General features: G+C 61.5%; 13 protein-coding genes. 10 read left to right on the plus strand and 3 right to left on the minus strand.

Translation table 11 applies throughout. The features are described from left to right. Nucleotides 1–177: 177 nt before the first annotated feature. Entirely contained in the window at nt 178–2127 is a 1950-nt protein-coding gene (locus D7325_RS01860; protein ID WP_120993497.1) for a DNA topoisomerase III, read from the minus strand. Between the two features lie 444 nt (nt 2128–2571). Here D7325_RS01860 and D7325_RS01865 point away from each other — a divergent pair, with 444 nt between their 5' ends. Further along, nucleotides 2572–2793 carry a hypothetical protein gene (locus D7325_RS01865; protein ID WP_120993499.1) on the plus strand — a complete coding sequence of 74 codons (222 nt, stop codon included), beginning with the start codon at nt 2572–2574 and terminating at the stop codon, nt 2791–2793. A gap of 190 nt (nt 2794–2983) precedes the next feature. Beyond that, nucleotides 2984–3388, plus strand: coding sequence for a hypothetical protein (locus tag D7325_RS01870; RefSeq protein WP_120993501.1), 405 nt, complete (start codon nt 2984–2986; stop codon nt 3386–3388). Nucleotides 3389–3477: 89 nt separating this feature from the next. On the opposite strand, the gene bla is transcribed toward D7325_RS01870, so the two are convergent. After that, nucleotides 3478–4461, minus strand: a complete 984-nt coding sequence (gene bla / locus D7325_RS01875; RefSeq protein WP_245961988.1) for a class A beta-lactamase — start codon at nt 4459–4461, stop codon at nt 3478–3480. A gap of 21 nt (nt 4462–4482) precedes the next feature. Here bla and D7325_RS01880 point away from each other — a divergent pair, with 21 nt between their 5' ends. The 3 genes from D7325_RS01880 (at nt 4483) to mapR (ending at nt 8526) form a co-directional block, all read left to right on the plus strand. Then, nucleotides 4483–5358 carry a LysR family transcriptional regulator gene (locus D7325_RS01880; protein ID WP_120993505.1) on the plus strand — a complete coding sequence of 292 codons (876 nt, stop codon included), beginning with the start codon at nt 4483–4485 and terminating at the stop codon, nt 5356–5358. 250 nt (nt 5359–5608) lie between these two features. Next, nucleotides 5609–7021: a cytochrome c oxidase accessory protein CcoG gene (gene ccoG / locus D7325_RS01885; protein WP_120993507.1), complete on the plus strand. Its 1413-nt coding sequence runs from the start codon at nt 5609–5611 to the stop codon at nt 7019–7021. Nucleotides 7022–7116: 95 nt separating this feature from the next. Further along, on the plus strand, nt 7117–8526 hold the full coding sequence (gene mapR / locus D7325_RS01890) for a GntR family transcriptional regulator MpaR (RefSeq protein ID WP_120993509.1): 1410 nt from the start codon (nt 7117–7119) through the stop codon (nt 8524–8526). A 64-nt stretch (nt 8527–8590) separates the two neighbouring features. Here the strand turns inward: mapR and D7325_RS01895 are convergent, their stop codons facing one another. Next, on the minus strand, nt 8591–9556 hold the full coding sequence (locus tag D7325_RS01895; RefSeq protein WP_120993511.1) for an integron integrase: 966 nt from the start codon (nt 9554–9556) through the stop codon (nt 8591–8593). A 202-nt stretch (nt 9557–9758) separates the two neighbouring features. Between D7325_RS01895 and D7325_RS01900 the strand changes: the two genes are divergently transcribed. The 5 genes from D7325_RS01900 (at nt 9759) to D7325_RS01915 (ending at nt 12246) form a co-directional block, all read left to right on the plus strand. Further along, nucleotides 9759–10091: a hypothetical protein gene (locus tag D7325_RS01900; protein ID WP_120993513.1), complete on the plus strand. Its 333-nt coding sequence runs from the start codon at nt 9759–9761 to the stop codon at nt 10089–10091. Further along, on the plus strand, nt 10081–10680 hold the full coding sequence (locus D7325_RS19195) for a hypothetical protein (RefSeq protein ID WP_218565167.1): 600 nt from the start codon (nt 10081–10083) through the stop codon (nt 10678–10680). The genes D7325_RS01900 and D7325_RS19195 overlap by 11 nt, the downstream gene beginning before the upstream one ends. A gap of 76 nt (nt 10681–10756) precedes the next feature. Further along, nucleotides 10757–11263: a hypothetical protein gene (locus D7325_RS01910; protein ID WP_120993515.1), complete on the plus strand. Its 507-nt coding sequence runs from the start codon at nt 10757–10759 to the stop codon at nt 11261–11263. 71 nt (nt 11264–11334) lie between these two features. After that, the gene (locus D7325_RS19000) at nt 11335–11787 is read left to right on the plus strand and encodes a hypothetical protein (protein ID WP_162987980.1); all 453 of its coding nucleotides are present in this window, start codon (nt 11335–11337) and stop codon (nt 11785–11787) included. 90 nt (nt 11788–11877) lie between these two features. Further along, on the plus strand, nt 11878–12246 hold the full coding sequence (locus tag D7325_RS01915) for a DUF2306 domain-containing protein (RefSeq protein WP_120993516.1): 369 nt from the start codon (nt 11878–11880) through the stop codon (nt 12244–12246). The last annotated feature ends 15 nt before the right edge of the window (nt 12247–12261 follow it).

A 12261-nucleotide genomic window follows, 5' to 3' on the forward strand; every position in this document is an offset into this window, starting at 1 on the left:
TGCAGCATCGCCTCGTTCACCGCGTGGGACATGTTGCCCAGCGGTGCCCGCCAAGGCCGAGAGAGGGAAGTGAAGTGCGCACACGGCGTCCGGATAAAGACGTGGACCTCGCCTGACCGGCCGAGCGACCGCGTGTTCCGGGCCGCTGCGGTTCCGCCGCCTCGCCGTTCCCGAGGATCAATGCGTAGCGGGCTGGCGACGCTTGGGGCGGTTGGTCGTCTTCGATGAGGCGCCTGACGCACGGCCCGGGCGCGCCTTGAACGATCGCGCCGGGCGCGGCGGCTGAGCCGGCGGCGGCCCCGAAAAGGACAGTCGAACCTGCATGCAACGCTCGACGAGCCTGGTCATCCAGGCGGATTGCTTGGTGACGAACTCATCCAGCGACATCTCGCCGCTCTGCACCATATCCAGCGCCTGCTCCCAGATGGCGGTCGTGCCGGGGTCGGCAACTGCGCGCGGGACGGCATCGATCAGGCTGAACGCCGCTGCGGTCGCCGCCAGCGCCTTGCCCTGGCGAACCAGGTAGCCGCGATCGAGCAGGCCCTGGATGATCCCGGCGCGGGTGGCCTCGGTGCCGATGCCGGTGGTTTCCTTGAGCTTCTGTTTGAGTTTCGGGTCTTCGACCAGCCTGGCGACGTTCTTCATCGCCTTGATGAGGTCTCCTTCGGTGTAGGGCTTGGGCGGCTGGGTGAGCAGATCCTTCAACAGGACGTCTTGCACGCCGCAGCGATCATCCGTACGCAACGGAGGCAGGGGCTGCGGTGCGTCCCGTGTCGCTGACGATGACAGCGCCTCGGGCAAGGCGCGCTTCCAGCCGGGCTCGATGATCTGCTTGCCCACCGCGCGCAGCGCATGCCCGGCGCAGGTGAAGTCGGCCTGGGTCCGGTCGTACTCGTGGGCAGGCAGGAACTGGGCGAGGTAGCGGGCCCGCACCAGTGAATAAACGGCGCGATGCTTGCCGCTGAGCCGTGCAAAGCCCTGGGTCGCGGCGGTCGGGATGATGCCGTGGTGCGCACTCACCTTGGCATCGTTCCAGGCGCGGGAGCGGCGTCGAGCGTCCAGATGGGGTTGCAGGCCATCGAGCGTCGGATCGGCCGCTAGCAGCCCGGCCAGGATGCCAGCCGCATCCCCATGCTGGCTGACGGGCAGATAGCCGCAGTCGCTGCGCGGGTAGGTGATCAGCTTGTGCGTCTCGTACAGCGCTTGCGCGATATCGAGTGTTTCCTGCGCCCCGAGTCCGAGCTTCTTCGAGCACAGCTCCTGCAATGTTCCGAGATCGAAGGGCAGGGGGGCGGCCTCTCGCATGCGCTCGGTCTTCAGCGAGACGACGAGGGCCTCGCCGGCCCGTGATAGGTCATCGGCCGCTGCCTGTGCCAGGTTTCGGTCAAGACAGCGGCCATGCTCGTCGGCCTGCGTCTTCGGCGTCTGCCAGTTCGCCGTGAACGGCACACCATCGGCCAGCAACGTCACCTCGATCGCCCAATGCGGCACCGGCACGAACCCGGCGATGCTGCGGTCGCGGTCGACGACCAGCCGCAGGGTCGGTGTCTGCACCCGTCCCACCGGCAACACGCCCTGGTATCCGGCTTGTCGGCCGAGCAAGGTGAACAGGCGGCTCATGTTCATGCCGATCAGCCAGTCGGCCCGCGAGCGGCCCAGTGCCGCCTGGTACAGGTTGAAGGTCTGCTCGCCGGGTCTCAGCGCCGCGAGCGCCTTGCGGATCGAGGCATCATCCAGTGCGCTGAGCCAGAGCCGGCTGATCGGACCCCGGTAACGGCAATGTTCGACCAGCTCGCGGGCGATCATCTCGCCTTCGCGATCGGCGTCGGTGGCGATGACGAGCTCGCTGGCTTCGGCGAGCAGCCGCTTCACGGCTTTGTATTGGCTTGCGGTCTTGGGCTTGACCCGCATCTGCCATCGGGGCGGGATGATGGGGAGATCCGCGAGTACCCATCGCTTGAACTTCGCGTCGTAGGCATCCGGTGGCGCCGTTTCCAACAGATGGCCGATGCACCAGGTCACTGCCAGCCCGCCACCCGTCCAGCAACCGTCCCCTCGGCGCCGCGCGCCAAGGACCTGGGCGATGTCTTTCGCCTGAGAGGGCTTTTCGCAGAGAAACAGACGCATGCGGGGGTGCGCTACAAACGGATGGAGCGCCAGTCTGGCGCCAGGCGACCGGGCGTGGCAACAGAAAACTGTTCATCCATCCAGTATTTGCGAGCGATTGCACGTTGCGGAGGAGGCGTGATAGCAGATGGCTTACAAGTTTCCTGGGTTCGGCTTAAGCAACTTTTGCGTTGTAAAAAACCGGCTCGGATTTGCCGCCCTGTAACAAAACTACAACAGAGGCTGGCGCGGCTATCTTTCTTGGGACAGTTGCAGGCGATCAACAATTCCGCAGAAAACCTGGTAAACGAAACACTTTGAAAAACTTGGCTGCGTGACCCTGACTGATTCGCTACAAGCGCCGGAATAGACATGCCGGCCATCGGTTTCAGGTTGCCAGTGTGGAGCGGGCGGCTACGCTGACATTAAGCACTTATTTATTACAACAAGAAGGTGGAGCCCAAGATGAACGAAAAAACTGCCTATATCTTTGCGCTTGAACTTGGCCGCTTCTGTGCTCACTGCATGGGTCTGATGATCGCCGCCGTCATGTTGTTCGTTGGCATGATCGGTATGTGGGATGTCGCGTTGAAAGTTGGCGTGATACCGCTGTTGGTGATCCTGATGATCGATGTACTGGCCCGCCGGCAGGAAGATCGCCTGCGGATGGTGGTCTGCAAGGCCTGACCTCGACCGCGGTCGTCGAAGCAGGACCGTGCACAAAGGGACGCCGGTGACGCCGGCGGTGCACGCCTCGACGAACGCTATCCGAGACGGCATCCGATGGGGAGACGATGCCGTTTCGTATCCATTTCAAACGATCCGCTTCATCGCCTCGGCAGGCGCGGCTATCTATCGCCGGCTATGATTCCCAGCCATGACTGCCTCACCCATACGCCAACCCTGTCCGTCCGGTGTCTGCGATTGCGACCGCCAGCGTTTGCTCGAAACGCCCGGCGCGGACGTGCGAATCCTGCGTCTGACCCGACAGGAGGAACGTCGCCTGCTCGATCGGCTGGAAGCAGTGACCGATCTGCAAGACCTCGAACGCCTGCAAGCCCGCATGTACGACCAGCTCGGCATTCGCCTGCGCATTGCGCCTGGCCATACCGAAGTGCGCAGCATGCGCGGCATCCTGATCGAGATCGACGAACTACCTGGGCTGTGTCGCAAGACCCGGCAATCCATCCCGGCCGCCATCCGCCGCGGACTGCAAAAGCAGCCGGAGATCGCCTACCGCCTGCTCGATGCGCACGACCTGCTCGGCGGTCAGTCGGGCTGATTGCCAGCGAGTGAGCGGCTTTCGCCAACGATTCTGCCAGAACGCCTCCCGGCGCAACGCGCTTCTTGCCGGTCTACCGGCCGCAGTATTCAGGATGCCGCAATCGCCTCGGCCAACGCCGCACCCACCTCGGCGACGGCCGCGTTGCGGCGGTTCATGTCGGTTTCGCTGCCGGTGAGGTAGACCGTTACCAGGACCGGTTCGCGCGCCGTTGGCCAGAGGATCGCAATGTCGTTCGCCGTGCCGCGCTCGCCCGAGCCGGTCTTGTCGCCGATCCGCCAGGCCGTGGGCAGACCGGCGCGCAAGCGAGCGTCTCCGGTCTCGTTGGCGACCAGCCAGGCCGTGAGCTGCTCGCGCGACGCTGGGGACAGGGCGGTGCCGAGCAGCAGTTCGCGCATGTCGGCGAGCATCGCCGCGGGTGTCGTAGTGTCCCGTGGATCGCCCGGCCGTGCCTCGTTCAAGGCCGTCTCATAGCGATCGAGCCGTGTCTGCCGATCACCAAGGCTGCGCACAAAGGCGGTCAGCCCGGCCGGCCCGCCGAGCCGCGCGAGCATCAGGTTGCCGGCGGTGTTGTCGCTCCGTGTGACAGCGGCTTCGCAGATGTCCGCCAGCGTCATGCCCGTGCCACCCACGCGCCCCTCGGTGACCGGTGAGTATTCGACCAAGTCGGCGGCGCTGAACACCACGCGCTCGGACAGGTGATCTTCGCCGCGATCCTGACGGGCCAGGAGCGCCGCCGCGGCGAGGAACTTGAAGGTGCTGCACAGCGGGAAGCGCTCGTCCTGCCGCCGGCCGGCTTGCAGGCCGCTGGCGGTGTCGAGCATCGCCACGCCGAGGCGGCCACCGATGTCCGCCTCGATGCGCGCCAGACGTTGTTCGAAGGCAAGCGCACGACCATGCGGATCGGCCGCCGCCATGCGAACACCCATAAGCCCGGCTAGGGATGTCATCAGAACCGTACCGGTGAATCTGCGGCGCGTGAGCATCGCCTGTTCTCCCTGTGTTGTTGTGAGGTGCCGACTTTCCGTCAGCGCAGCGCCGCGGGCAAACGATGTTATGTTGCGCCAGCCCATAGAAAATCTAATGGAAGCCCTATGCGACCCCACTTGCCGCTGAAGGCGCTGCGTGCCTTCGAGTCCGCGGCGCGGCACCTGAGCTTCACCCGCGCCGCGCAGGAGTTGAGCGTCACCCAGGCCGCCATCAGCCAGCAGGTTCGGTCGCTCGAAGAGCGGCTCGGCGTGACGCTGTTCAAGCGTTTGCCGCGCGGCCTCGGCCTGACCGACGAAGGACTGGCGCTGCGCCCGGTGCTGACCGATGCCTTCGATCGCATCGAGGCGGTGTTGCGCCGCTTCGAGGGCGGCGGCTTCCACGAGGTGCTCACGCTCGGCGTGGTAGGCACCTTTGCGGTGGGCTGGCTGATGCCTCGGATGCCGGCCTTCCAGCGCGAGCATCGGTTCGTCGAACTGCGCCTGCTCACCCATAACAACCTCGTCGACCTGGCCGCCGAAGGCCTCGATCTCGCCATTCGCTTCGGTCACGGCACCTGGCCCGGACTGGTCGCGACCCGCCTGATGGACGCGCCGCTGAGCGTGCTTTGCGCACCGGCCACCGCGACGCGACTCGACCGCCCCGACGACTTGGCCAACGAAACCCTGCTGCGCTCCTACCGCGCCGACGACTGGCCTGCATGGTTCGCCGCTGCCGGCATCCCGCCGAGGCCGGTGCGCGGTCCGGTGTTCGATTCGTCCCGGTTGATGGTCGAAGCCGCCATGCAAGGCGCCGGGCTGGCGCTGGCACCGGCCGCCATGTTCACGCAGGAACTGCGCGACGGTCGGCTGGTGCGGCCCTTCGACCTGGACGTGGACACCGGCAGCTACTGGCTGGTGGCACAGAAGGGCAAGCCGCCGAGCGCGGCGATGCAGGCGTTCGAACGGTGGATAACCACCCAGATGGAAAGCAGCGGGGCGTAGACGGCCGGCTGGATCAGGCTGCGTGCCGATGTCACCGATCGCAGCCGACGGTCGCCCTGGACTGGGCCAGTCACGTCAATCAAGCGGCCGATAGCGGCGCATCGTCTGCGGCAAGCCGTCGCACGCAGCCCGCGCCAGACAAGGCCTGCACGTCATCTGATCCGTATTTTCGCGCGGGACCTGAGTCTGTATCGCGAGACCCGGACGGCCGATCATGCGCGTCGTTCGAAAACGGCCCGCGAGGCGACGCATGACCGACCAGATTCCCGTCCGCATCATCGAAACCGTCGATGCCAGCAAGCCCATCCGCCTGACACCCGCGCAGCGCGGCGGGCCGATCCACACGCGCGCCTTCACCGGTCTGTTCCGCACGCTGCGGCTGCTCGGTGCCGGCGCGCTGTTCGTGCTGTTCTTCGGCACCGCCTGGCTCGACTGGAACGGCCGGCAGGCGGTGCTCTGGGATCTGGGCAAGCGCCAGTTCCACGTGTTCGGCGCCACCTTCTGGCCGCAGGATTTCATCCTGCTCTCGGCGATCCTGATCATCGCCGCGTTCGGGCTGTTCTTCGTCACCGTGCTGGCCGGGCGCGTCTGGTGCGGCTACGCCTGCCCGCAGAGCACCTGGACGTGGGCGTTCATGTGGGCCGAAAAGGTCACCGAGGGCGATCGCCTGCAACGCATCAAGCTCGATGCCGCGCCCTGGTCGGCCGGCAAGCTGCTGCGCCGCAGCGCCAAGCACCTGCTCTGGCTGGCGATGAGCCTGGTCACGGCGCTGACCTTCGTCGGCTACTTCACGCCGATCCGCGCGCTGACGGCCGACCTCTTCACGCTGGAGATCGGTCTGCAAGCGGCGTTCTGGGTGTTCTTCTTCGCCGCGGCCACCTATATCAATGCCGGCTGGCTGCGCGAGCAGGTGTGCCTGCACATGTGCCCGTACTCGCGCTTTCAGAGCGTGATGTTCGACGCCGACACCCTGATCGTTTCCTACGACGCCAAGCGCGGCGAGGCACGCGGCCCGCGGCGCAAGGACAGCGACCCGACCGCGCAGGGCCTCGGCGACTGCATCGACTGCACCATGTGCGTGCAGGTGTGTCCGACCGGCATCGACATCCGCGACGGCTTGCAGCTCGACTGCATCGGCTGCGGCGCCTGCATCGACGCCTGCGACAGCGTGATGGACAAGATGGGGTACGCCCGCGGCCTTGTGCGCTACACCTCCGAGCGCGCGCTCGAAGGCGGCCGTACCCGCCTGCTGCGTCCGCAGCTGGTCGGCTACGCGGCCATGCTGGCGCTGATGATCGGCGGTTTCGTCTGGGCATTGCAGGCGCGCCCGCTGGTCTCGCTCGATGTCACCCGCGACCGCACGCTGTACCGCGAGAACAGCGCCGGCCAGATCGAAAACATGTACAGCCTCAAGGTCATCAACAAGACTCAGCAGCCGCGCGAATACCGGCTCGCGCTCGCCGATGGCCCGTTCGAGCTGCACGGCCCGAGCCATGTGAAGCTGGCGCCCGGCGAGATCGCCGACGTGCCGCTCAGCGTCGCGCTGGTAGAGGACGGCACGCGGGTATCCCAGCGCGAGCTGCGCTTCACCGTCAGCGATGTGGTCGAACCCGCAAGCCGCGCGAGCACGCCGAGCACCTTCGTCGCCCCGCTCAACCGATGAGCCAGGCAGGGCGGCGGTCTGCAACCGGCGCGGGGTGAATGGGCATGCGCAGCGAAGTAGACTGCCCGACACCCGAGCCGCCGACTGCAGACCGGATGAAGCGCTACGAGAAACTCGCCGACGACATTGCCGAACTCATCCGCACCGGTGTGCTGAACCCGGGCGAGAAGGTGCCCTCGGTACGCCATGCCAGCCGCACCTTCGGGGTCAGCCCCTCGACCGTGTTCCAGGCCTATTACTTGCTGGAGGCGCGCGGGCTGATCCAGGCCCGTGCCCGCTCCGGCTACTACGTGCGCGAGCACGCCGGGCGCGCGCTGCACGAGCCGGACATGAGCGCCCGCACCGCGCAAACCACCGAGGTCGGCGTCAGCGAGCTGGTGTTCTCCGTGCTCGACTCCCTGCGCGATCCCGACACCGTGCCATTCGGCTCGGCCTTCCCCAGCCCATCGCTGTTCCCGCTGCAACGGCTGGCCCGCTCGATGGCGCAGGCCGTGCGCGATCTGCCGCCCGAACAGGTGATCGCCCAGATGACGGCCGGCAACCCCGATCTGCGCCGGCAGATCGCGCTGCGCTACGGCACCAGCGGCACCAGCCTGGCCCCGGACGAACTGGTCATCACCAACGGCGCGATGGAAGCGCTGAACCTCTGCCTGCAAGTGGTCACCGAGCCGGGCGACCTGGTCGCCATCGAGGCGCCGGCCTTCTACGCCACGCTGCAGGTGCTCGAGCGCCTCAAGCTCAGGGCCGTGGAGATACCGGTGCACCCGCGCGAGGGCATCGACCTGCAAGTGCTGGCGGACAGCCTCGCGCACCTGCCGATCAAGGCCTGCTGGTTCATGAGCGGCTTGCAGAACCCGCTCGGCGCGAGCATGGACGACGACAAGAAGGCCGCGCTCTACCGGCTGCTGCACCGGCACGACGTGCCGCTGATCGAAGACGACGTCTACGCCGAACTGCACTACAGCCCGACGCGCCCGCAGCCGGTCAAGCACCATGACCGGGAAGGGCTGGTGATGCACTGCGGCTCCTTCTCCAAGAGCCTCGCGCCGGGCTATCGCGTCGGCTGGGTGGCCGGCGGGCGCTACGCCGAACGCATCGCCCGGCTCAAGCTCATGACCACCATCTCCCCCTCGGTGCCGGCGCAGGCCGCCATCGCCGACTACCTGCAACACGGCGGCTACGACCGCCACCTGCGCAAACTGCGCCACGCCCTGGAACTGCAACAGGCTGCCATGCTCGCCGCCGCGGCGCGCCACTTCCCGGCCGAAACACGCGTCACCCGCCCGAGCGGCGGCTACTTCCTGTGGTTCGAGTTCCCCGAACGCGTCGACGCCCTGCGCCTGCTGCAACAGGCCCTCGCGGAAGGCATCAGCCTCGCCCCCGGCCCGATTTTCTCCGCCACCCAACGCTTCCGCCACTGCGCCCGCCTCAACCACGGCAGCCCGTGGGAGGCACGCAGCGAGAAGGCGATGGAGCGGCTGGGGCGGTTGCTCAAGGCTTTTTGAGCGGAGACGAATGGAAACGATGGCGGCCCATGACAAAAACGGAACAGCTGAACGCTGCGCTGTATCAGCCCAGCGGACTTCTCACACCCGCGAACCCCTGGCCCAGGACATGTGTATAGATCTGCGTGGTGCGCACGTCCGTGTGGCCCAACAGCGTCTGCACCGTGCGGATGTCGCTACCCCGGCGAAGCAATTCCGTGGCGAAGGTATGGCGAAAGGTATGGCAGCCCGCCTGTTTGCCGATGGCCGCTCGGCGTGAGGCTTGCCTTACGGCTTTTTGTATCGAGCTGACATGCAGGTGGTGCCGAACCACGGTGCCGTCTTCGTCAGTGCATAGGGTTGATGATGGAAACCACCATTGCCATTCAAAGGAAAATGGCGCGCGTGGATATTTCCGCCTGAGCGCGAATGGGAGGCTGACGGGCGACTTATAAAAGGGCTCGCAGGCTTGCCAGGCCTTGAACATCCTGAGCCGACGGTCCATCAGCTCGGTAATGAGCGTGGCGGGCAAGAGCGTCGTTCTGTCCTTGCCGCCTTTACCGTCCCGCACCGTAATCACCTGTCGGTCGAAATCTATATCTTTAATTCGTAGCCGAGCCGTCTCCACGACACGCAATCCAGCCCCATACATCAGTGAGGCCATCAGGTCATAAGGCGAGGGAAGTAGCTGAATGATTTCGGTGGCTTCGGCATGGGTGAGCACCGTGGGCAACCGGGGCGGCCGCTTGGCCCGAATCGTTGCGCCAATGTCGCCCAACGGCGTCTCCAGCACCTTCGCGTAGAGGAATACGATCGCATTGAGCGCCAGATTCTGTGTCGCCGCTGCAACATTTCGCTCCGTGGCGAGCCAGCTCAAAAATGCGTTCACCTCCGCACACCCGAGCTCTTGCGGATGACGCATCCCGTGAAAGCGGATGAAATAGCGAATCCAGTACCAGTAACTCTTCTCGGTTCGGATGCTGTAGTGATGGGCACGCATCACCGCGCGAAACCTCTCTTGCAAGCGCGGCGTGGTAGGCGAGCGGTCCATGCTCACTCCTTGGCTGTATGGATATCCAGTAGTAATAAGTGGGCGAAATGAGGAAGTCAAGCGAATACGCGAACAACCCGCGCTTCAACGCTAACATGTTGATTTCGCTAGGCTTGAGCCGGAACACGACTGCGGGTTATACCGAAGTCACCATTAATCATTACCGCGGAACGCGGTCTAATCACTGTTATATTTCTTTCCCATGAAGACTGAAGATAAGTCCAAAATCATCAAAAGGTACGAAAAAGGAGTTTTGCTCAGAAATTTCTCTGGCCAGCTCACATACGAGATTGATGGTTTTTGGTACAAACAGTACAAGCCGGCGAAGAAGAAAGTTGCCAAAGCATTCGGCTTGTTTCCATTTGGGTTCACTATTAATGGGCCGGATGAAGCCTTCCAAACCTTTATCAAGGGCTCTAATCGCATTGGGATAGAGTGGGACGTCTGGTCTGGCTTGATTTTTGTTGCGAAAAATCAGAAATCGGAAGCCTTGATCCTGGAGATTGCAGCGTACTGCGAAGCCAATGAAATATAACAAGGCGCATCAATTCGCGGCCTGCGGCCGCCGGACGCCCTTTTCATTGCGGCTGCGCCTCCATTACAAGGGCGCCGTTGTGCGCTGGCGTTATGCACCGGAAGTAGGCAGCATGAGAACCAGACCAAATGGCCATATATGGATGGCGGCTGAACAATTTTTTAATGCTGCAGAGCACATTTGGACTGATGAAACGGTCGACCTTGATCGCTATGTGTATCCACTGGTTGTAAATTATGCCTTTAGCTGTGAGTTAAGCCTTAAGGCATCAGAGGGCTTAGTGAAATTTTCCGAAGCTACGCCCGAAGGGCTCCTGAAGGCAGTAAACACAGAGTCAGCCGTGCGTGGACACGATCTCCATACGATTTTTATAAAGTTAAAACCAGAAACCCAAAAAGCAGTTGAGACAAATTTTCTTGCTTCAACAGGGACGCAGCTAATTCCATTGCTAAAGGAATGCTCAAAGTACTTTGCACATGGGAGATATTCGTTCGAGCAAATTGGCGGTTCATATTCATTGTCTGGCGTGCGTAACCTTGCCAAAGGACTGCTTGATTCAGTACTTGCTTATGGTAAAGGAAGCGCATAACAACTGGTTCAAATCGTTCGCTTCGCTCACTGGGACGGGCTAAAGCCCGCCCCTTAACCAAACGTTAGAGGCAAACATGGATAAGCAATGGATGCCGCCTCTTGTTGGTGGATTCTCTGATGGAAAGGTTACATGGCAGCGTTTAGAGGAAATTGATTACGATCTTTTAGGCTTCTTACTGAGCTGCCACCTAATTATTGAGCATTACCTAGAGCACTTCATAGCTACTTATACCCGAGCACCTTTTCAATGGGAGGGTGCCAAGCTTACGTTTGGGCAAAAAATAACGCTCATATCAAAGCTTCCCTTTAAAGAGCCATACAACTTACCTCCCACCATTAAGCACCTGAACACCTTAAGAAATAAATTTAGCCATAACATTAATACAACGCTGACCGAGCAAGACTTGTTGCCGTTCAGGCAATTTCTCGAAAAATGCACAGAAGATAAAAGCAAAGTGCCTAGCGAGCCAAAAGAGCTACTTAGCATGTACATGAGTATTGTTTGCGCATATTTTGCAAGTTCAATTTCACATGCGGCGCAGTTTATTAGCAGCCCAACCGAAGGCGCAGCCTCTAACTAGTAGTTCAAATCGTTCGCTTCGCTCACTGGGACGGGCTAAAGCCCGCCCCTTAACCAAACGTTAGGTATCACATGGAAACCAGCTTCTCAGCCAGGGTATGGAACTGGTATGCAGATGATGAGTATGAAAAGCTACTTTCATTCTTACAACTCTGCTATGGGCTAGAGTTTCTTGCACTCGAAGCAAAACAGCAGAGCGAATCGATACCATATTGCCCCGCATGCGAAGTGTGGAGCGAAAAAATATTAAGGATTAAAGATTTTGCTGACGATTACGGAAATGACATTCCAGCCGATATAAAAAACGAGTTACTCTCAATATTTGAAAGCTGCGACAATTTAAGCAGTGATGCATTCCACTGCGATGATCAATTTATGTTTAGCCATAATGAATGGGCGAGCATTAGAAGCGCCGCCATTAATTGTTTGTCGCGCATTGAATGGTGTACTTTACAAACATATTCGCACGAATTTGAAGGGCGAGCTAGAAATGTTCGTTATGGCGTACCGTACCAAGAAACCTAACTAGTGATTCAAATCGTTCGCTTCGCTCACTGGGACGGGCTAAAGCCCGCCCCTTAACCTAACGTTAGCCAGAAGAAATAGGATTCAGGAATGGCCATATCCATTCACTTGTTCGCTGCACTTTGGGCCATTGTTGCCGGCACTAGTCAGCTTCTCACTCGTAAAGGAACCAGGCTACACAAAGTTGTTGGCTGGTCATGGATGGTTTCTATGGTTGTTGTGGCCATTTCATCGTTTTGGCTCACGGGCTTCATGGACGTACTCTGGGGTTTTAGTCCCATCCATTTGCTTTCCATCTGGGTATTGTTCTGCGTTGCCAGCTCAATCTATTCTGCTCGGGTAGGCAATATAAAGAGCCACAAAGCATTCGCCGTGGGTGCTTTTTTCGGTGTGATTGGTGCAGGGCTTGGTGCGTTGGCTCCAGGACGCCTGCTTAATCAGTGGCTGCTGGGTGGCTAACATGTCATTCAACCA

Source organism: Stutzerimonas urumqiensis, from assembly GCF_003640395.1.
Classification (GTDB): domain Bacteria; phylum Pseudomonadota; class Gammaproteobacteria; order Pseudomonadales; family Pseudomonadaceae; genus Stutzerimonas; species Stutzerimonas urumqiensis.